Origin of the sequence: Rhodococcus rhodnii NBRC 100604 (genome assembly GCF_001894925.1) — a bacterium.
GTDB lineage: Bacteria > Actinomycetota > Actinomycetes > Mycobacteriales > Mycobacteriaceae > Rhodococcus_F > Rhodococcus_F rhodnii.
Genome location: NZ_BCXD01000023.1, coordinates 1 through 19,487, shown reverse-complemented (window position 1 = coordinate 19,487; position 19,487 = coordinate 1). Strand labels below are relative to the sequence as shown.

Below are 19,487 nucleotides of genomic sequence, written 5' to 3'. Positions count from 1 at the left end.
ACGGACCGGGGAGCGGGGACTCGAGGTCAGGGAGCGGAGTGAGCCCGATCGCCGAGGTCGCGCAGGAATCGCCACGCGTCGGCGACGATCTCGTCGAGATCGGTGTGCTCCGGCCGCCATCCGAGCTCGGCGATCGCGCGATCGCTCGACGCGACGAGCACCGCAGAATCACCGGGACGGCGTGGCGCCGCCTCGACGGGAATTGTGATGCCAGTGACGCGTTCGCACGCCGCGATCACCTCGCGCACGCTGAATCCGGCACCGCTGCCGAGGTTGTAGATGTCGTGCCGCCCCGGCTGCGCGGCGTCCAGCGCCAGCAGATGCGCCGACGCCAGATCGAGGACGTGGATGTAGTCGCGGATGGGCGTGCCGTCCGGCGTCGGCCAGTCGGTGCCGAACATCGAGATCTTGTCGCGGTGCCCCGCGGCGGCCTGCAGCACGAGCGGGATGAGATGGGTCTCGACGACGCGATTCTCGCCCGCACCGCGGTAGGCGCCCGCGACGTTGAAGTAGCGCAGGCTCACCGCCGCGAGTCCGTGCGCCGCGGCGTACGAGGTGATGGCGTTGTCGATCGCGAGCTTCGTCGCACCGTACGGATTCGTGGGACGGGTCGGGTCGGCCTCGGTGATGGGTGAGTGCTCGGGCTCACCGTAGGTCGCCGCCGTGGACGAGAACACCAGCCGGGGAGTGCCCGAGAGCCGGATCGCCTCGAGGAGTTCGAGTGTCGTGACGACGTTGCCGTACCAGTACTTCTCCGGCACCGCGACGGATTCGCCGACGAGCGACTGCGCTGCGAAGTGCAGGACGCCGTCGAAGCGCGGCTCGGCGAGTCCCGCACCGAGCAGTGACGGCGCGAGCGAGCCGACGTCGCCCTCGACGAAACGTGCGCCCTCGGGGACGGCGTCGGCATTGCCGGTCGACAGATCGTCCACGATCGTGACGTCGTGGCCGCGTTCGAGAAGGACTGTGGCGCAGACGCTTCCGACGTATCCGGCGCCACCGGTGACGAGTAGTCGCATCGAGTCAGACCTGCTTGACCTGGACGGCGTGCGCCATCTCGTTGGCCAGGGCGACCTCGTCGTGGCCCGAAGCGCTGATGAGGACGTGATCGGGCTTGACCTCGACGGTGATCCGCGCGTCCGGGACGACGCCGGCGTCGCGCAACCGCGCGATGACGTCCGGATCGGACTGGACGTATTCGGCGAGCCGGCGCACGACGACCGCGACGGGCCGGCCCTGCGAGAGTTCGGTGAGCCGCAGCAGCGACTCGCCGCCGGCGCTCGTGCCGTCGTGCGAGAGGCCGAGTTGCTCGAGACCCGGAATCGGGTTTCCGTACGGCGAGGTCGTCGGATTGTCGAGGACGTCGACGAGACGACGCTCGACCTCCTCGCTCATGACGTGCTCCCAGCGGCAGGCCTCGGCGTGGACGTCCTCCCACCGCAGCCCGATGACGTCGACGAGAAGCCGTTCCGCGAGGCGATGCTTGCGCATCACCGCGACCGCGAGTTCGCGTCCCTTGTCGGTGAGCTCGAGGTGGCGGTCGCCCGCGACGCGCAGCAGGCCGTCGCGCTCCATGCGCGCGACCGTCTGGCTCACGGTCGGGCCGCTCTGCTCGAGTCGTTCGGCGATACGCGCCCGAAGGGGCACCACGCCCTCTTCTTCCAAGTCGTAGATCGTCCGGAGGTACATCTCCGTGGTGTCGACCAGGTCCTTCACACTCACACCCCTTCGTCTGGAACGATTCTACATTTCGCGCGCGTGAACCGGGGATGCTCGATCGTGTGGGCGAGACGCCCGCTGCCTGCGCTTCCGGGGTCGCCGGTGATCGCCGGGACTTCCGTCCCGCCGCACAGTAGCGTGCACCACATGACCGCATCGCCACTCTCGCCGGAGACGGCCGTGCACGACGCCGGTGACGGCTCGGTGATCTGGACACCCGAGTATCTCGACTATCGGTGGAGCGCGACGCATCCGATGAACCCGACGCGGCTCGTGCTCACGATGGATCTCGCGGCCGGACTCGGTGTACTCGACGGCGTCGAGACCGTCCGTCCCGATCGCGCGAGCGACGACGAGATCCTGCGCATCCACACCCGGGCGTACCTCGACGCCGTGAAGGTGGCGGGCGAGTCGGGCCGCGACGGCGTGACGGCGCTCGACCTCGATCACGGGCTCGGCAACGACGACAATCCGGTGTTCCCGCACATGCACGAGGCGAGCGCCGCGCTCGCGGGTGGGTCGCTCGCGGCCGCACGCGAGATCGCGTCCGGCAGGGTGCGGCGGGCGGTGAGCATCGGGGGCGGGATGCATCACGCGATGCCCGACTGGGCGAGCGGGTTCTGCGTCTACAACGATGCCGCGATCGCCATTTCGTGGTTGCTGGACAACGGGTTCGACCGCATCGCCTACATCGACGTGGACGCTCATCACGGTGACGGCGTCCAGCACGCGTTCCTGTCGGATCCGCGGGTCCTCACCGTCTCGATCCACCAGCATCCCGCGACACTGTGGCCGAACACGGGTTGGGCGAGCGAGATCGGCGACGGCGCGGGGGAGGGCACGGCCGTCAATCTCCCGGTGCTCCCCGGCACCGTCGACTCGATCTGGCTGCGCGGCTTCCACGCCGTCGTGCCGGCCGCGGTCGAGGCGTTCGGACCGCAGATCGTCGTGAGCCAGTGCGGCGTCGACAATCATCGCGAGGATCCGCTCGCCGACCTCGCGCTCACCGTCGACGGACAGCGCGCGGCGTTCCTCGCGATGCGCGATCTCGCCGATCGGTTGTGCGAGGGGCGGTGGCTCGCGGTCGGAGGCGGCGGATACGGGCTGGTGCGGGTCGTGCCGCGCGCGTGGACGCATCTCATCGCCGCGGCACTCGGCCGCGATCTCGATCCCTCGACGCTCGTGCCCGAGCCGTGGCGCGCACAGGCCGCCGGGGTGATCGCCGACATCGAGCTTCCGGAGTGCATGAGCGACGGCGGCGACACCGCCTATCGCGCATGGGACGGTCCAGGTGGTACCCCGGAGACCGGAACCCCGGCCGTCGATCGCGCACTCACGCGCGTCGACGCCGCGATCGCCGCCACCCGCCGCGCCGCGTTCCCGCTGCTCGGCCTCGACCCGGAGGATCCCCGTGACTGACGCCCAGACCGCGGGCGCCGCCGACGAGCAGGCAGTGCTCGAGCAGGCGCACCGCTTCCCGAAGCACTGGGTCGCCGACGTCCTCGCGAACGACGGCGGCACCGTCGCGCTGCGCCCGATCGTTCCCGAGGACGCGGACAAACTGATCGCGTTCCACGGCAGGCTCTCCGAACGCACCCGCTACCTGCGGTACTTCGGCCCGTACCCGACGATGTCGCATCGCGACGTCGTGCGCTTCACGACCGTCGACCATCACGACCGCGTGGCCTTCGTGATGCTGCTGGGCGGCGAGATCATCGCGGTCGGACGCTACGAGCGGCTCGTCAACGAAGGCGACGGGAAGTCAGCGGAGGTCGCGTTCGTCGTCGCCGACCACCATCAGGGACGGGGGCTCGGGCCGATCCTGCTCGAGCATCTCGCCGCGGCGGCCGCCGAGAACGGGCTGACCGAGTTCGTCGCCGAGGTGCTCGCGGAGAACCGCAACATGGTGACGGTCTTCCGGGAGGCCGGCTACCAGGTCTCGCGCAGCTACGAGGGCGGTGTCGTCCGGCTGCTGTTCGCGATCGATCCCACCGAAGCGCTGGTGTCCGTACGCAATTCGCGCGAGCGCGCCGCGGAGGCCCGCAGCGTCCGCAACGTTCTCGCGCCGGAATCGGTCGCGGTGATCGGTGCCTCGTCGGATCCGGCGAAGGTCGGCGGCGCGGTCCTCGTGAACCTGTTGCGCGGTGGTTTCGCGGGCCCGGTGTTCCCCGTCAACGCCGAGCATCGGTCGGTACAGGGCGTCCGCGCCTATCCCACCGTGCGCGACATTCCCGACGACGTCGATCTGGCCGTCGTCGCGGTTCCCGCCGAGGCGATCGACGCCGTGCTCGACGACTGCCTCGCGAAGGGCGTGCGGGCGCTCGTCGTCGTCTCGTCGGGGTTCGGCGAGTCGGGACCCGAGGGTCGCAGCAAGGAACGTTCGCTCGTGCACGCCGCGCGGGAGCACGGGATGCGGGTCATCGGCCCGAACGCGCTCGGCGTCGCGAACAACGACACCGCCGTCTCGCTCAATGCGACACTGGCCCCGGTGCTGCCCGATCGCGGCAACGTCGGATTCTTCTGCCAGTCCGGCGCGTTGGGCATCGCGATCCTCGACGAAGCGCCCAGGACCGGCATCGGGGTGTCCTCGTTCGTGTCGGCGGGCAACCGCGCCGATGTGTCGGGCAACGACCTGCTGCAGTACTGGGACACCGACGCCGCGACCGAGGTGATCCTGCTGTACCTCGAGAGCTTCGGCAATCCGCGCAAGTTCTCGCGGATCGCGCGTCGCGTCGCCCGGAGCAAGCCGATCGTCGCCGTCAAGAGCGGACGGCACGCGGTACCGCCCGCGCTCGCGGCAACCGGCGTCGAGATCGACGACTCGATCGTGCGTGCGCTGTTCGAGCAGGCGGGTGTCATCCAGGTCGGCTCCATCGCGCAACTGTTCGACGCCGCACTGCTCTTCGGCTATCAGCCGCTGCCGAAGGGGCCGCGCGTCGCCGTCGTCGGCAACTCCTCCGCGCTGGGCGTCCTCGCGACCGACGCCGCGCGCAGCGAGGGACTCCGCGTCGAGACGAACATCGACCTCGGTGCGCAGGCATCGCCCGCCGAGTTCGCGGACGCCGTGGGATCGGCGCTCGCGTCGGAGTCGGTCGACGCGGTCGTCGCCGTCTACGTCCCGCCCGTCGCCGTTCCCGTCGAGCCTTATGCGCGAGCCCTCAAGGACGCCGTCGCAGGCACCGACAAGCCCGTCGTGACGACGTTCCTCGCCGCGGAGGGAATCCCCGACGTCCTGAGGGTGGTGGGGGAGGACGGCACCCCCGTGCGCGGCTCGGTGCCCTCGTATCCCGGGCCCGAGCGCGCCGCGCTCGCTCTCGCGCGGGCGTGGCGGTACGCGCAGTGGCTCGAGCGGCCCCGCTCGCGCGTCGTCCGGCCCGAGGGGATCGACCCGGAACGTGCGCGCTCTCTCGTCGAGGGCTGGTCGTCGGCGTCACCCGGGCGGTGGCTCTCGGACGCCGAGGCCGCGGACCTGCTGTCGTGCTACGGCGTGACCGTCGCGGAGTTCCGGATGGCGACGACCGAGGACGACGCCGTGCGCATCGCCGGGGATCTCGGGTATCCCGTCGCGGTCAAGGCGACGGGTGAGCTGTGGCGGCACCGGCCCGATCTCGGGGGTGTGCGGCTCGACCTGTGGAGCGCGGACGCGGTGCGCGTGGCGTATCGCGAACTCGCCCGCGCCACAGGTGATCCGCTCCTGCAGATCCAGCGGATGGCGCCGAAGGGTATCGGCTGCACGATCCGCGTCCAGGACGATCCGTCGTTCGGGTCGCTCGTGTCGTTCGGGCTCGCGGGCGTCATCTCGGACCTGCTCGGCGACCGCGCGTACCGTGTGCTGCCGCTCACCGAGGACGACGCCGCCGAGATCGTCGACGCGCCGAAGGCCGCACCCCTGCTCTCGGGCTACCGCAACGCGATTCCCGTCCACAAGCCGGCGCTCGTCGATCTCGTGCAGCGCATCTCGACGCTCGCCGACGACCTCCCGGAGGTTCGTGAACTCGTGTGCGAGCCGGTGCTCGCCTCCGCGGAGGGCGCGGCGATCACCGACTGCCGGGTCCGTATCGGTCCCGAGCCCAATGCCGTCGACCTCGGGCCTCGCAGGTTGCGCTGACCCCGGCGCAGCCGGCCCCCGAGCGCACGAGCCCCGGAGCACACGAGCCCTGGAGATACGAGCCCCGGACATACGAGAACCCCGCACCGGATCCCGAGGGGTATCGGATCCGGGGCGGGGTTCCCGCGGAGCATCCCGGCTGACGACGCGCAGGTGTGTGACGAGCGCTCCGGGATGCAGGTCCTTCCGCTAGCTCGCGTAGGAGCGCAGGCGCTCGGCCCGGTCACCCTGCCGCAGCTTGGTCATCACCTCGCGCTCGATCTGCCGGACGCGCTCGCGCGAGAGGCCGAACAGCTTGCCGATCTGATCGAGCGTGCGCGGCTGGCCGTCGTCGAGCCCGTACCGCAGCCGGATGACCTGCTGCTCGCGCTCGTCGAGCGTCGCGAGGACGCTGCGCACGTCGGTGTGCAGGAGTCCCGCGATGACGGCGGTCTCGGCGGACGTCGCCTCGGAGTCCTCGATGAAATCACCGAGTGGAGCCTCCTCGTCGCTGCCGACCGGCATGTCGAGGCTCACCGGGTCACGGCTGTGATCGAGCAGATCGGCGATCTTCGCCGCGGGGATGCCCGACTCGGCGGCGAGCTCGTCGTCCGTCGCCTCGCGCCCGAGCTGCTGATGCAGTTCGCGCTTGATCCTCGCGAGCTTGTTCACCTGCTCGACGAGATGGACGGGGAGCCGGATCGTGCGGCTCTGATCGGCCATGCCACGCGTGATGGCCTGACGGATCCACCAGGTCGCGTATGTCGAGAACTTGAAGCCCTTCGCGTAGTCGAACTTCTCCATCGCGCGGATGAGGCCGAGGTTGCCCTCCTGGATGAGGTCGAGCAGCGGCATCCCGCGACCCGTGTAGCGCTTCGCGAGCGAGACGACCAGGCGAAGGTTCGCTTCGAGGAGGTGGCTGCGCGCGCGGTCGCCGTCGCGGACGATCGCCGCGAGGTCGCGCTTCTTGGCCGCCGACAGCCGCTTGCGGGTGGCGAGCACGTGACGTGCGTACAGCCCCACCTCGATGCGCTTCGCCAGCTCGACCTCGTCCTCGGCGGTCAGCAGGGCCGTGCGGCCGATCCCGTTGAGGTACACGCGGACGAGATCCGCGGCCGGGCTCTGCGCGTCGAGATCGGCAGCGGTGGGGCGAACTCGAGTCTCGGTGCTGGGGCTTGTCATGACCTGCCTCCTGTTCGTGGTGTCTCGAAAGGATCAACGCTCACGAGGGGTGTCGTAGTTCCCGACGCTCACGTACCGAAAAGCCTTCGACCTGCATGTTCCCGTTCGGTGCCCTGAGAAGTTACTGAGAACACGTCGCGGCCCGGAACGCGGATGCGGCCGGGACGGGGGCGAAGTCGGACCGTCACCCCGGGAGTGCGATGCCGTGCCGGACCAGTGCGTGCACGAGGGGCACCGCCGAGGCTTCGAGCTCGCCGCAGTCGAGATCGTGTGCCGCGGCGAGCAGCGCGATCAGTTCCTCCAACGCGAGCCCACCCGGGTTCATTCCCGCGAGCAACGCCGCGCCGAGGTCGTCGATCTCGTGCTGCCACCGCGGTCCGTCGCCGCGGTGGACCCGCACGACGCGCTCGTCCCAGCCGTACTCGCCCGGAACGGAGACACGTTCGAGCGCCGTGGCCGGCGCCAGCCGAAGCCGCGACTGCAGGACGTCGTGCTCGCGCAGCCATGCGACCCGCTCGAAGTACGCGGCGGCCTCGTCGCCGAGCGGGTCGTCGAAACCGTGGGTGAGGTCCTCCGCGAGCAGGTCGGTCGGCGCATCGGTGCGGCGCAGGAAGACGAACCCGAACCCGATTCCCTCGACGTCGGCGGCGTGCAGGTGGGTGAGCCAATCGAGTGCGCGCTGGGCGGCGGCCGGGTCTCGCGGGTCCTCGCCGCTGTCACGGAGCCACGTCCCGACGTAGAGCGCCGGTTCGGCGACGTCGCGCTGCACGACCCACGCGTCGACGCCGTGATCGGGCAGCCACGATGCGACGCGATGCCGCCAGTCCTCGTCGCGGCGGTGCAGCCACGACGCGAGCAGGACTGCGGTGCCACCCGGCGCGAGGAAGTCCGGTGTGCGCGAGATCACCATCGCGCTCGCGCCGTCGAGATCGAGACCCGAGTCGCGATAGGTGTTGTGGACGCGTCCCTCACCGACGACGAACGGCGGATTGGCGACGACGAGATCGAAGGTGCGTCCCGCCACGGGCTCGAACCATGATCCGGTGAGGAGATCGACGTCGCCGTCGGCGACACCGTTGAGCACCATCGTGGCCCGTGCGAGCGCGGCCGCCCGGGGATTGACGTCCGTTCCCGTCACGTGCTCGCTGTGATCGACGGCACGCAGCGCCTGCACGCCCGATCCGGTGCCGAGATCGAGGACGGTTCCGACGGGTGTCGCCGGTATCGCGCGCAGCAGCGACACCGAGGCGTGGCCGACGCCGAGTACGTGGTCGCGCGTCGAGAGATGCGGGCGCAGCGCGCCGTCGAGGTCGGCGAGGATCCAGCGGTTGCCGCCGCCGAGATCGACGGGACGGACGTCGAGCAGCGTGCGGACGGTGCCGGAGGGCGTCGGGTCGCCGGCAAGCAGCCCGGCGGCGAGGGCGTTCGTGAGCGAGACCGGCGCGAGCGCCGCGCTCGCGTCCTCGGCGAGGACGTCGTCGGCGAGCAGGAACAGCCGGATCAGCGTGCCCAGTTCGCCCGAGCACGCGAGCCGCACCGGGACGGGCTCGCCGCGGCCGAGCGCGGCGTGGGCGTCGTCGCCGAGCATCGCGGCGACGGCATCGGTCGTGAACGCGGTGCGCTCGAACGCGGCGCGCAACGGCCGGCACAGCTCGACGAGCAGCGCCGGATCGAAATCGGGATCGGGATCGGGTGTCGTCACCGCTCCATCATCGCGTGGCGGTGCGCCGTGTCGCGTGGCGGTCAGCCGTCGATCGTGTACGGCCGCTGCGATTCGAGCGCGGGTGCGTCGGAACGCCCGTCGTACCTGCTGGGCTCGCTCGCGCGGCGCGGCGGCCGATCGTTCGCGATGAGAACCGCCGCCCACGGCAGCGGGATCGACAACGCGATGATTCCCATGGATACCCACGGGTTGGCCCAGATCCCGTACGCGATCGCCGCGAAGATGAGCGCCGGGAACCGGAAGACCATGATCGTCAGGTACTTCCGCACTCGTGCCCGATGCTGATCCTCGAACGAGGCCTCGGCTTCGGTGATGAGTACGGGGTTGCCGGGCGACCCTTCCTCGTGGGATGCGCCGTATCGTGCCATGGCTTCTACTGTGGCACCTCCCGCGCTGCCGTGACCAGTGGGGTACGGATATTGCGACGGAATCGACCGGCGCGCCCTCGCGGGCCGGGCGGCGCTGGCCGAGTCGGGGCGGGTGCGGCATCATCGACGTGTGAGCACCGATACCAAGGAACGTCCCGACGTCAGCACGGACGAGACCACCGACGACGACGCGCCCAAGGTCTTCCACTACGTGAAGAAGAACAGGATCGCGGAGAGCGCCGTGATGGGCACGCACGTCGTCGCGCTGTGCGGCGAGGTGTTTCCCGTCACGAAGTCGGCGAAGCCGGGATCGCCCGTGTGCCCCGACTGCAAGAAGGTCTACGACAAGATGAAGAAGGGCTGACCGGCCCTCACGCGGACGTGGACCCCGGGCGCGTGTCCTGCGAGCCGGCCCGGGGTTCCGGGTTCTCGCTGCTCTCGGCGTCGTGCTCGGTGTCGGCGCGGTGCGCGCGGTCGGTGCTCTCGCCATCGGTGCTGTCGCCGTCGATTCTCCCGCCCTCGGCCCGGGGCGGTGTCGGGCCCGCCTCGACCGGCACGCTGGGATAGGCCGCCCCGGTGCGCTCCAGCGCCATCGGGCCGGTGACGAGTTTCCACGTCAGTGTCGTCAGCGGCCCGCTCGCGTCCTCGCTGTCGACGGCGTGCGTCGCGATCCAGCCGCGGACCTGCTCGATGCGCGTGGCGCGTGCCGGCCACGTCTCCTGGATCGTCGCGTTGAACTCGGCGCCGAGCACGACGGCGAAGCCCAGGAAGAACGTGAACAGCAGGAACGCGATCGGTGTCGCGAGCGCCCCGTAGGTGTAGCCCGTCGACGTCACCCAGGCGAGGTATCGGCGCAGCACCATGCTCGCCGCGAGGAAGAACCCGCCCGCCAGCAGCGCGCCGCCCAACAGTCGGTGCCACGGCAGGGTGCGGGGCAGCGCGAGCTTGTAGAGCGTGGTCAGCCCGACGAGCAGCAGCAGGAAGACGGCCGGATAGTAGAACGAGTCGATCAGGTGCGCGCCGGTGTCGCGCCACGACTCGGGCAGCATCTGCGTGATCAGCGCGGGGCCCAGCGCGACGAGCGGCAGCGTGAACGCCGCGAGCACGAGGAACGCCACGTAGAGCAGCAACGCGAAGATCCGCTGCCAGATCGGGTTGCGGTGATCGAGCTGGCCGTGGGCCTCGCAGATCGCGTCCACGAACGTCGCGATCGCGGACGAGCCCGCCCACAGCGACAGCACGAAGCTCATCGACACGATCCCGGCGCGGCCGCGCGCGAGCATGTCGTCGATCGTCGGGCCGATGATGTCGCCGACGACGTTCTCGCTGAACACCGTGCCGCTGAACGTCACGATCTTGCTGCGGATGATCTCGAGCGTGTCGGGTCCGAACAGATCGCCGATGTAGCCGAGCATGCCGAGCAGGCCGAGCAGGAGCGGTGGCAGCGAGAGCGTCTGCCAGAACGCCGCGCCGGCCGCCTTGCCGAAGATCGAGTCGCCCCAGGCCTTGACCGCCGTGCGGGCCACGACATGCCACACCGTACGGAACGGCCCACGACGGACTCGCTCGCCACCCGAAGGCGAGGCGAGCCGTCCGGCGGACCGGGAGGCGTCGGGGGCACTCATCTCGCCGTCCATCGTTCCAGCACGCTCGCGACGGCGTGGGAGGCGCCCCGTGCCCCCGGCCTGCGTGTCGCGGTCCTCACCACCGGTCGCGCTGTCGGATGACTCATCCCACCTGTGTCGCGGTGCCGGGGGAGTCACCCGTGGGCGATAAGCTGCACCGCGATGTCGAGTGAAAGCGATGTCCGGCCGGATTCGTCCGCCGGACCGGTGATCAGTGCTGCCGTGGACCCGATCGCCGCAGGTGACGGCGAACAACGACCCGCTGCGGCGAGAGGTGCGCTCCGTGCGTGGCAGCGTCGTGCGCTCACCAAGTACCTCGCGACGAAGCCGCGCGACTTCCTCGCCGTCGCGACGCCGGGCGCGGGCAAGACGACGTTCGCCTTGCGCGTCGCGTCCGAGCTGCTCGCCGATCGCACCGTGGACCAGGTGACGGTCGTGGCACCCACCGAGCACCTGAAGCACCAGTGGGCCGAGTCCGCGGCGCGTGTGGGGCTCGCGCTCGATTCGCGCTTCTCCAATTCGACGGGTCAGACGTCGAGCGACTATCACGGCGTCGTCGTGACGTATGCGCAGATCGCGTCCCATCCGTTCAAGCATCGCGTGCGCACCGAGTCGCGGCGCACGCTCGTGATCCTCGACGAGATCCACCACGGCGGCGACGCCCGCAGCTGGGGTGAGGCGATCCGAGAGGCGTTCGGCGACGCGACCCGGCGGCTCGCTCTCACGGGCACCCCGTTCCGCAGCGACGACAGCCCCATCCCGTTCGTGAACTACGAGCCCGACGCGGAAGGGCTCATGCGGTCGGCCGCGGACCACTCGTACGGGTACGCCGACGCGCTCGCCGACGGCGTCGTGCGGCCGGTCGTGTTCCTCGCCTACTCGGGTGAAGCGCGGTGGCGCAACAACGCCGGGGAGGAGTTCTCGGCGCGGCTCGGCGAGCCGCTGAGCGCCGAGCAGACGGCCCGTGCGTGGCGCACGGCCCTCGACCCGAACGGCGAGTGGATTCCGTCCGTGCTGCACGCCGCGGACGTCCGGCTCGGCCAACTGCGCGCCGGCGGCATGCCCGACGCCGGTGGGCTCGTCATCGCGAGCGACCAGACGGTGGCTCGTGCGTACGCGCAGACGCTCGAATCGCTCACCGGCGAGGAACCGACCGTCGTCCTGTCGGACGATCCGACTGCATCGCGCCGCATCGCCGAGTTCGCGGCGAACGACCGCAAGTGGATGGTCGCCGTCCGCATGGTGTCGGAGGGTGTCGACGTTCCGCGCCTCGCGGTGGGCGTGTACGCGACGAGCGCGTCGACCCCGCTCTACTTCGCGCAGGCGATCGGCCGGTTCGTCCGATCCCGGCGCAAGGGCGAGACGGCGTCGGTCTTCCTGCCGTCGGTGCCGGTGCTGCTCGACCTCGCGAGCCAGCTCGAGACGCAACGCGATCACGTCCTCGGCAAGCCGCACCGCGAGAAGGAGGGCTGGGAGGACGACCTCCTCGCGGACGCCAACACGCAGAAGGACGAGCCCGGCGAGGAGGAGAAGGCGTTCACCTCGATCGGCGCCGACGCCGAACTCGATCAGGTGATCTACGACGGCTCGTCCTTCGGGACGGCCACCTTCTCCGGCAGCGACGAGGAGGCCGACTATCTGGGACTGCCGGGGCTGCTCGACGCCGACCAGATGCGGGCGCTGCTGCGCCGGCGGCAACAGGAGCAGATCGACGCGACCGCCGGCGACGCTCCCGCCGCGCCCGAACCGGTCGCGCCGCCCACACACGTGTCGGAGCGGGTCGCGGCGGCGGGCGAGCTCGCGTCGCTGCGCAAGGAACTCAACTCGCTCGTGGCGATGCACCATCACCGGACTGGCAAGCCCCACGGCGTGATCCACGGCGAGCTGCGGCGGGTGTGCGGCGGGCCGCCGACGGCGATCGCGTCGGTCGATCAGCTCACGACGCGGATCGCGACGCTGCGGCAGTGGTGATCGCCCCGCTCGGTGACGGGGTCACGAACGGTAGCGGACACGAACGGTAGGGAACACGAAACGGCGACGGGCCGGTGAGAGCGAACTCTCACCGGCCCGTCGCCGATTTCAGAGGGGTGCTGCGGCACCCGGACGATCAGACCGCCGCGCTCTCGTCCGCGACGATCGTCGCCTTCAGTTCACGCAGGCGATCGGAGTGCTCGTTGGCGTGATGGCCACAGAACAACAGCTCTCCTCCGGAGGGGAGCAACGCGCGAACCTTCGCGCCTGCTCCGCAGCGGTCGCAGCGATCCGTAGCGGTCAATGGGGGACTGGTCATCGTTCCGGGCATGACTCCTCCGTACTGGCTCGCGGTGTTCGCCACCGTCTGCCCTTGGGGCCGGGTCCGCCGCGTCGGGTGCCGCGGTACTTCCACTCTGTCAGACGTTTCGGGTTCACGCGTTGTTCCCATCCGCGTATGTCGGGGTCGTCACGTTGTCGAAACCCGCTGATCAGGGCATCTCCTCGGTGCGGGTTCGCTCACAGCGCACTAGGCTCGGCGCCGTGAACGGGCTCAGCGACGTCGAGGTCTTCCCGGACGCGAGTGGCGGAACTCCGCTCGTGCATCTGTGCAGCGAGTCGGAGTGGTCGGCGCTGCGGCGCGACGGCGAACGGCGGCCACCGGGTTTCGCGGCCGACGGGTTCGTCCACCTGTCGACGCCGAACCAGGTGCACCTTCCCGCGGATCGGCTGTTCCGGGGCCGGAACGACCTCGTGCTGCTCACGCTCGACGCCGCGCGACTGGGAGCGCCCGTGCGCTTCGAGCCGGGCGTGGCGGACGATCCGGCGGACGCGCGGTTCCCGCATCTCTACGGCCCGCTGCCGCTCGGTGCCGTGATCCGGGCCGAGCCGTACCCGCCCGGCCCGGACGGACGGTTTCCACCGCGCGAGACGTGAGCGGGGCGGCCACTACCGGATTCCGCCGCGCTCGAGCGGCGGTGCGGTGAGGATGGGCGCATGGGCACCGCAGCGAATCAGGTATCGAAGGTCTCGATCGTCGGCGCCGGAAGCGTCGGCGTCGCAATCGCGTACGCCGCGCTGATCCGGGGCAGCGCCGGTGTCATCGCGATGTACGACATCGACGGGACACGCACGCGAGCCGAGGTCCTCGATCTCGGGCACGGCTCGCAGTTCGTTCCGGGCGCTCAGGTGATCGGCTCCGACGACGTCGCGATCACCGCGGGCTCGGACATCGTCGTCGTCACCGCCGGCGCGAAACAGCGACCGGGCCAGAGCCGCCTCGAGCTCGCGGAGGCCAACGTCCGGATGACGCGGGCGCTGACGCCGCAACTGCTGCAGCACTCTCCGGGAGCGATCCTGCTGTTCGTGACGAACCCGGTCGACATCGTGACGATGGCGGCGCTGCGGGCGGGCAGCGGGGATCGCTCCCGCATCTTCGGCTCCGGCACCCTGCTCGACACGAGCCGGTTGCGCTATCTCATCGCACGGCGCGTCGACCTCGCCGTCTCCAACGTCCACGCGTACATCGTGGGGGAACACGGGGATTCGGAGATCACGTTGTGGTCGAGCGCGATCATCGGCGGAACGCCGCTCACCGAGTACCGCACCGACACCGGACGCGTCTTCGACGAGGTCGAGCGCGAGGCGATCTCACGCTCGGTCGTCGACGCCGCGGACGAGATCATCAGGGGCAAGGGCGCGACGAATCTCGCGATCGGATTGTCGACGGTCCACATCATCGAGGCGATCCTCCGCGATCAGCGGGTGATTCTGCCGGTCTCGACGCTGCAGAACGGCGCCCTCGGCATCGACGGTGTGTGCCTGTCGCTGCCGACCGTCGTCTCGGCGCGCGGCGCACGCCAGGTTCTCGACGTGCCGGTCTCGGACGAGGAACGAGCCGCTCTCCACGCGTCCGCCGCGACACTGCAGCAGACACAGGAGCGGCTCGGCCTGTGACAGGCCGAGCCGCTCCGAGTGTGATGGTTCTCGCGCGTCAGTCGAGGTAGTCGCGTAGCACCTGCGAGCGCGACGGGTGACGCAGCTTCGACATCGTCTTCGACTCGATCTGGCGGATGCGCTCACGCGTGACGCCGTAGACCTGCCCGATCTCGTCGAGCGTGCGGGGCTGGCCGTCGGTCAGGCCGAACCGCAGCCGGACGACGCCGGCCTCGCGCTCGGAGAGCGTCTCGAGGACGGACTGCAGCTGATCCTGCAGCAGCGTGAAGCTCACGGCGTCGACGGCGACGACCGCCTCGGAGTCCTCGATGAAGTCGCCGAGCTGGCTGTCGCCCTCGTCGCCGATGGTCTGGTCGAGCGAGATGGGTTCACGCGCGTACTGCTGGATCTCCAGCACCTTCTCGGGCGTGATGTCCATTTCCTTCGCGAGCTCTTCGGGAGTGGGCTCGCGGCCCAGATCCTGCAGCAGCTCACGCTGGATGCGGCCGAGCTTGTTGATGACCTCGACCATGTGGACGGGGATACGGATCGTGCGCGCCTGGTCTGCCATCGCGCGGGTGATCGCCTGCCGGATCCACCACGTGGCGTACGTCGAGAACTTGTAGCCCTTGGTGTAGTCGAACTTCTCGACGGCACGGATCAGGCCGAGGTTGCCTTCCTGAATGAGGTCGAGGAAGGCCATGCCGCGGCCGGTGTAGCGCTTCGCGAGCGAGACGACGAGACGGAGGTTCGCTTCGAGGAGGTGGTTCTTCGCGCGGTTGCCGTCGCGGCAGATCCAGTTGAGATCGCGACGCTGCGCGACCGGCAGCTTCTCGCCCTTCTCGGTGTACTCCGCCATGAGCTGAGTGGCGTAGAGGCCGGCCTCGATCCGCTTGGCGAGCTCGACCTCCTCCTCGGCATTGAGGAGCGCGACCTTGCCGATCTGCTTGAGGTACGCGCGGACGGAGTCGGCGGACGCGGTGAGCTCGGCGTCCTTCCGGGCCTGTCGCAGCGCCTCGGACTCCTCCTCGTCCCACACGAAGTCGCCGGACGCCTTGTCCTTCTCGGACGGCTCCTCGACCTCGTCTTCGACCTCGACCTCGGTGAGTTCGCCCTCGGCGACCTCGAGATCGCCGAGCTCGACTTCTTCGAGGTTCTCGTCGCCCTCGCCGTCGCCCTTCGCTTTGGACGTCGCCTTCTTGGCGGCGGTCTTCTTCGCTGCGGCCTTCTTGGCGGGAGCCTTCTTCGCCGGCGCCTTCTTCGCGGGAGCCTTCTTGGCGGCCGCCTTCTTCGCCGGCGCCTTCTTCGCGGGAGCCTTCTTGGCGGCCGCCTTCTTCGCCGGCGCCTTCTTGGCCGCCTCGGCGGTGCCGTTCGTCGTCGCCGTCGACTCCTGCGACTGCCGATCCTGCGGATCGCTGCCGCCCAGTGAATCCGGATCTGCGGTCTGACGTGTATCGGTGGCTGCCACGTACGCCCTTTCGTGACGGTCTCGTGCGGCGTCACGCCAGAGTGATCATCCGGCGGAGAGGTCTACTTGGTTCGGCCGGCGCGCAGCCGGGCTCTTTCATTGTAACGAGCAGATCGCGCGGCGCTGCAACGACGACCCGTACGGGCGGCGTCGGGATGCGATCGGAATCGGCAGTGCGACCGCGAGTGCGGTGCACCGGGCACCGTCACGGTGCGACGCCGGACGTCACAGCACGCGCCGCGCCCACGATACCGGCCGTGTTGAACAGCTGCGCCGGCACGACGGGCGTGCGGTTGGTCAGATGCGGAATCCACTTCTCGTGCTTGCGGCTGATTCCGCCGCCGACGACGAACAGATCGGGCCACAGGAGAGCCTCGTAGACCGACAGCACCCGCGAGACCTCCTTGGACCATCGCTTGTAGCCCCACTCCTTGGCCTCCTTGACCGCCGACGACGCGCGGTGCTCGGCCTCCTTGCCGTCGACCTCGAGGTGGCCGAACTCCGTGTTGGGCACCAGGTCGCCGTTGTGGAGGATCGCCGAGCCGATGCCGGTCCCGAACGTGAGCAGGATGATCACGCCCGTGGCGTCCTTGCCCGCGCCGTACTCGTCCTCGGCCATGCCCGCGGCGTCGGCGTCGTTGAGGACGGTGACCTCGCGCCCGCCGAGTGCGTCGGCGAACAGTGCGCGCGAGTCCGTGCCGATCCAGCTGGGATCGATGTTCGCGGCGGTCCGCACGATCCCGCCCGTGATCACGCTCGGCAGCGTCACGCCGACGGGACCCGTCCACTCCGCCTGCGCGACGATCTGCGCGACGGTCTCGGCGACCGCGATCGGCGTCGCGGGCTGCGGAGTGAGGATCTTGATGCGGTCTCCGACGAGCTCACCGGTCGTGAGATCGACGACGGCACCCTTGACGCCACTGCCCCCCACGTCGACTCCGAACCCTGTCGTCCCCATTGCGGTTTCTCCTGTCGTCGGCTGACGTAGAGCCTAGTGCGGCACGCGCGGAGCCGGAGCGGATCGACGCCGCACGCATCCTCACCGCGGCCCGGCGGAGTGTGGTCGGATGGAGGCGTGAACGCACCCCCTCCGACCACCCGTCCCGACACCGAGGGCCTCGACGTCGGAGCACTGCGCGACGTCGCGGTGGAGATCGCGCGCACGGCCGCAGACCACGTCCGCCGCCGCCGCGGGGAGCTGTTCGGGTTCGCCGGAACGGCGCACGCGACGAGCGAGACGGTGTCGGCGAAGACGTCGGCGACCGACCCCGTCACGGTGGCCGATCGCGAGTCCGAGGACGTCGTGCGATCGCTGCTCGCGCAGCGACGTCCCGGCGACGCCGTCCTCGGGGAGGAGGGCGGCGGTGCGGCATCCGACGACGGCGTGACGTGGGTGGTCGACCCGATCGACGGCACGGTCAACTTCCTCTACGGAATCCCCGCGTACTCGGTGTCGGTCGCCGCGCAGGTCGGGGGAGTGTCGGTCGCGGGCGCGGTGGTCGACGTCGTCGCGGACACCGTGTACTGCGCGGCGAGGGGCTCGGGGGCCACGGCGATCACCGCGGCGGGTGAGCGCGTCGCGCTCACGTGCAACCCGGTCGACGATCTCTCGCTCGCTCTCGTCGCCACCGGATTCGCCTACTCGGCGGCGCGTCGGGCACGTCAGGGCGAACTCGTCGCGGCGCTGCTACCGCGAGTGCGCGACATCCGGCGCATCGGCTCCGCGGCGCTCGACCTGTGCATGGTCGCGTCGGGACGTACGGACGCGCACTACGAGCACGGTCTGAGCGTGTGGGACTGGGCTGCGGGCGCGCTCGTCGCCGAGGAGGCGGGAGCGGCGGTGCGCGTCCCGGCGGCGACCGCGCCCGGCAGCGACGGACGGCTCGTCGTCGCGGCGGCACCGGGTATCGCCGACGAACTCGCGAAGGTGTTCACCGAACTCGGGACGGACGCGCCGATCCCGGCGTGAGCGGCGCCGTCCGCCGGGCGGTTCGGGTCAGCAGCGGCCGGCGCGCGCTGCGGCGAGCAGATCGGGATCGAGCGGTGCGGGACCGTCGCCGGGCGCCGTCTCCTGCAGCGCGCGGAGCACCTCCTGCGCGTCCGAGTTCGGGGAGAGGTTGCGGAAGTACGTGCCCAGCACGAGGTCGACCGTCGCGTCCTGCCGCTCGTCGCGGATGAGCTCGGCGCAGGGGGCGAGCAGCCAGACCGCGCTCGCTGCCGACTCGCCGTTCGGCCCGAACCGGAGCTGCCCCTGGCACTGCAGGTTCTGGTCGGTGTAGATCGGGTCGTTGCCCGCCTGGACGTCGGGGGCGTTGGTGAATCCGTAGTTGGTCAGTTCCGACGCGACGGTCGAGGCCTGCCCGGCCTCGCCGTTCGCGTTGTAGACGCGGACCTGGGTCGAGGACGGCGACGCGGGAGTGACGTCGGCCAGCTCGTCGCTGTCGACGTGCTCGCCGAGGGTGGGCGCTGCGGGATCGGTCGCGGGCGGGGGAGCGTTGCACGCCACGGCCTGGGCCGCCTGCTCCTCGTGCTGGAGCACTCGGATCCACACGACGACCGCGACGAGCGCGAACACGCACAGCAGCACGACGATCGGCACGATCCGCCGCCGGCGGAACGGGCGGCCCTGATCGTCGGTCGCACTGCCTTCCGTGATGAGTGAAACCACCCGAGTCGCCTCTCGTTCGGTCGGTGCGCGCCGCGCGCGTGCCCTGCCGCAGCGGGGTGCTGCGCGCTCCTACTCTAGAGCGCCGCCCCGGGTCGGCGGACAACCGTTCGCCACGCACCGGGCGGCGTGTCGCAGCTCACCCCGGTTCGACGGGAACAACCGCTGTGACCGGCGCGTTCGTGGGGGTGACGGCCCGGATATCCGGCACCGAGCGCGGTGGGCTACTGTCTGCCCGCCCGATTCATGGGACGACGCGAGTCGTGGTCGAGCAGGGGCCCCGACTGCCGGGCACTCCTCGGAGACCAGGGGCGTCGACAGGGCCGAGCGGCTCGCTCACCACGCGCCGGCGGGAGCCCACGCCGGGGCAGGAACGACAAGAAGAGGTAGGCACAACTATGGCAACCGACTACGACGCCCCGCGCCGCAGCGAGTCCGACGAGGTGTCGGCGGATTCGCTCGAGGAGCTGACGGCGCGTCGGAACGAAGCTCAGTCCGCCGTCGTCGACGTCGACGAGGGCGAGACCGTCGAATCGTTCGAACTCCCCGGTGCAGATCTGTCGGGTGAGGAGCTGTCGGTGCGCGTGGTACCCAAGCAGGCGGACGAGTTCACGTGCTCGAGCTGCTTCCTGGTCCATCACCGCAGCCGGCTGGCGGACGAGGACAGCAACGACATGCTGTGCCGCGACTGCGCCTGAGGGCGACACTCTCACCGGCACCGACCACTCACCGGTACGACGACGG

Annotated in this window: 18 protein-coding genes; 8 read left to right on the top strand and 10 right to left on the bottom strand. The window is 70.3% G+C overall.

What is annotated here, in order from left to right; genetic code table 11:
- Positions 1-26 precede the first annotated feature (26 nt).
- Both galE and RR1_RS16140 read right to left on the bottom strand, forming a co-directional pair.
- Positions 27-1,019 carry a UDP-glucose 4-epimerase GalE gene (galE, locus tag RR1_RS16145; RefSeq protein WP_010836489.1) on the bottom strand — a complete coding sequence of 331 codons (993 nt, stop codon included), beginning with the start codon at positions 1,017-1,019 and terminating at the stop codon, positions 27-29.
- A gap of 4 nt (positions 1,020-1,023) precedes the next feature.
- Positions 1,024-1,716 carry an iron-dependent transcriptional repressor DtxR gene (locus RR1_RS16140; protein ID WP_040772113.1) on the bottom strand — a complete coding sequence of 231 codons (693 nt, stop codon included), beginning with the start codon at positions 1,714-1,716 and terminating at the stop codon, positions 1,024-1,026.
- A gap of 150 nt (positions 1,717-1,866) precedes the next feature.
- On the opposite strand from RR1_RS16140, the gene RR1_RS16135 reads away from it, so the two are divergent.
- Together RR1_RS16135 and RR1_RS16130 are read left to right on the top strand one after the other, a co-directional pair.
- Positions 1,867-3,138: an acetoin utilization protein AcuC gene (locus RR1_RS16135; RefSeq protein ID WP_040772101.1), complete on the top strand. Its 1,272-nt coding sequence runs from the start codon at positions 1,867-1,869 to the stop codon at positions 3,136-3,138.
- Positions 3,131-5,827 carry a bifunctional acetate--CoA ligase family protein/GNAT family N-acetyltransferase gene (locus RR1_RS16130; protein ID WP_010836486.1) on the top strand — a complete coding sequence of 899 codons (2,697 nt, stop codon included), beginning with the start codon at positions 3,131-3,133 and terminating at the stop codon, positions 5,825-5,827. Before RR1_RS16135 ends, RR1_RS16130 begins: the two co-directional genes overlap by 8 nt.
- Before the next feature lie 189 nt (positions 5,828-6,016).
- Here the strand turns inward: RR1_RS16130 and RR1_RS16125 are convergent, their stop codons facing one another.
- From RR1_RS16125 to RR1_RS16115, 3 genes are all read right to left on the bottom strand, one after another.
- Positions 6,017-6,988, bottom strand: coding sequence for a sigma-70 family RNA polymerase sigma factor (locus tag RR1_RS16125; protein WP_010836485.1), 972 nt, complete (start codon positions 6,986-6,988; stop codon positions 6,017-6,019).
- A 184-nt stretch (positions 6,989-7,172) separates the two neighbouring features.
- The gene (locus tag RR1_RS16120) at positions 7,173-8,690 is read right to left on the bottom strand and encodes a DUF7782 domain-containing protein (protein WP_010836484.1); all 1,518 of its coding nucleotides are present in this window, start codon (positions 8,688-8,690) and stop codon (positions 7,173-7,175) included.
- Positions 8,691-8,731: 41 nt separating this feature from the next.
- On the bottom strand, positions 8,732-9,079 hold the full coding sequence (locus tag RR1_RS16115) for a DUF3099 domain-containing protein (RefSeq protein ID WP_010836483.1): 348 nt from the start codon (positions 9,077-9,079) through the stop codon (positions 8,732-8,734).
- Between the two features lie 130 nt (positions 9,080-9,209).
- Here RR1_RS16115 and RR1_RS16110 point away from each other — a divergent pair, with 130 nt between their 5' ends.
- Positions 9,210-9,443 (top strand): DUF3039 domain-containing protein, encoded by a 234-nt coding sequence (locus RR1_RS16110; RefSeq protein WP_040772100.1) that lies wholly within the window; start codon positions 9,210-9,212, stop codon positions 9,441-9,443.
- A 7-nt stretch (positions 9,444-9,450) separates the two neighbouring features.
- Here the strand turns inward: RR1_RS16110 and RR1_RS16105 are convergent, their stop codons facing one another.
- The gene (locus RR1_RS16105; RefSeq protein WP_081634061.1) at positions 9,451-10,704 is read right to left on the bottom strand and encodes a YihY/virulence factor BrkB family protein; all 1,254 of its coding nucleotides are present in this window, start codon (positions 10,702-10,704) and stop codon (positions 9,451-9,453) included.
- Between the two features lie 162 nt (positions 10,705-10,866).
- On the opposite strand from RR1_RS16105, the gene RR1_RS16100 reads away from it, so the two are divergent.
- A complete protein-coding gene (locus tag RR1_RS16100) occupies positions 10,867-12,675 on the top strand; it encodes a DEAD/DEAH box helicase (RefSeq protein WP_010836480.1) in 1,809 nt (602 codons plus the stop codon).
- A 136-nt stretch (positions 12,676-12,811) separates the two neighbouring features.
- Here RR1_RS16100 and RR1_RS16095 read toward each other — a convergent pair whose 3' ends face one another.
- Complete coding sequence (locus tag RR1_RS16095; RefSeq protein ID WP_040772109.1) at positions 12,812-13,006, bottom strand: DUF7455 domain-containing protein; 195 nt, start codon at positions 13,004-13,006, stop codon at positions 12,812-12,814.
- A gap of 212 nt (positions 13,007-13,218) precedes the next feature.
- On the opposite strand from RR1_RS16095, the gene RR1_RS16090 reads away from it, so the two are divergent.
- Entirely contained in the window at positions 13,219-13,611 is a 393-nt protein-coding gene (locus RR1_RS16090) for a DUF952 domain-containing protein (protein ID WP_051111004.1), read from the top strand.
- A 60-nt stretch (positions 13,612-13,671) separates the two neighbouring features.
- The gene (locus RR1_RS16085; protein ID WP_010836477.1) at positions 13,672-14,631 is read left to right on the top strand and encodes an L-lactate dehydrogenase; all 960 of its coding nucleotides are present in this window, start codon (positions 13,672-13,674) and stop codon (positions 14,629-14,631) included.
- A 37-nt stretch (positions 14,632-14,668) separates the two neighbouring features.
- On the opposite strand, the gene RR1_RS16080 is transcribed toward RR1_RS16085, so the two are convergent.
- On the bottom strand, positions 14,669-16,078 hold the full coding sequence (locus RR1_RS16080) for an RNA polymerase sigma factor (RefSeq protein WP_010836476.1): 1,410 nt from the start codon (positions 16,076-16,078) through the stop codon (positions 14,669-14,671).
- A gap of 205 nt (positions 16,079-16,283) precedes the next feature.
- Positions 16,284-17,036: a polyphosphate--glucose phosphotransferase gene (gene ppgK, locus RR1_RS16075; RefSeq protein WP_010836475.1), complete on the bottom strand. Its 753-nt coding sequence runs from the start codon at positions 17,034-17,036 to the stop codon at positions 16,284-16,286.
- A 117-nt stretch (positions 17,037-17,153) separates the two neighbouring features.
- Between ppgK and RR1_RS16070 the strand changes: the two genes are divergently transcribed.
- Positions 17,154-18,047, top strand: coding sequence for an inositol monophosphatase family protein (locus RR1_RS16070; protein ID WP_010836474.1), 894 nt, complete (start codon positions 17,154-17,156; stop codon positions 18,045-18,047).
- Positions 18,048-18,074: 27 nt separating this feature from the next.
- Here the strand turns inward: RR1_RS16070 and cei are convergent, their stop codons facing one another.
- Positions 18,075-18,746 carry an envelope integrity protein Cei gene (gene cei, locus RR1_RS16065; RefSeq protein ID WP_010836473.1) on the bottom strand — a complete coding sequence of 224 codons (672 nt, stop codon included), beginning with the start codon at positions 18,744-18,746 and terminating at the stop codon, positions 18,075-18,077.
- A 395-nt stretch (positions 18,747-19,141) separates the two neighbouring features.
- Here cei and RR1_RS16060 point away from each other — a divergent pair, with 395 nt between their 5' ends.
- Positions 19,142-19,441, top strand: a complete 300-nt coding sequence (locus RR1_RS16060; protein ID WP_010836472.1) for a DUF4193 domain-containing protein — start codon at positions 19,142-19,144, stop codon at positions 19,439-19,441.
- The last annotated feature ends 46 nt before the right edge of the window (positions 19,442-19,487 follow it).

Bases quoted from the DNA above. Each gene is read 5' to 3' on its own strand.
- galE (WP_010836489.1), bottom strand. From the start codon at position 1,019: ATGCGACTACTCGTCACCGGTGGCGCCGGATACGTCGGAAGCGTCTGC.
- RR1_RS16135 (WP_040772101.1), top strand. From the start codon at position 1,867: ATGACCGCATCGCCACTCTCGCCGGAGACGGCCGTGCACGACGCCGGT.
- RR1_RS16125 (WP_010836485.1), bottom strand. From the start codon at position 6,988: ATGACAAGCCCCAGCACCGAGACTCGAGTTCGCCCCACCGCTGCCGAT.
- RR1_RS16115 (WP_010836483.1), bottom strand. From the start codon at position 9,079: ATGGCACGATACGGCGCATCCCACGAGGAAGGGTCGCCCGGCAACCCC.
- RR1_RS16105 (WP_081634061.1), bottom strand. From the start codon at position 10,704: ATGAGTGCCCCCGACGCCTCCCGGTCCGCCGGACGGCTCGCCTCGCCT.
- RR1_RS16100 (WP_010836480.1), top strand. From the start codon at position 10,867: ATGTCGAGTGAAAGCGATGTCCGGCCGGATTCGTCCGCCGGACCGGTG.
- RR1_RS16095 (WP_040772109.1), bottom strand. From the start codon at position 13,006: ATGCCCGGAACGATGACCAGTCCCCCATTGACCGCTACGGATCGCTGC.
- RR1_RS16085 (WP_010836477.1), top strand. From the start codon at position 13,672: ATGGGCACCGCAGCGAATCAGGTATCGAAGGTCTCGATCGTCGGCGCC.
- ppgK (WP_010836475.1), bottom strand. From the start codon at position 17,036: ATGGGGACGACAGGGTTCGGAGTCGACGTGGGGGGCAGTGGCGTCAAG.
- RR1_RS16060 (WP_010836472.1), top strand. From the start codon at position 19,142: ATGGCAACCGACTACGACGCCCCGCGCCGCAGCGAGTCCGACGAGGTG.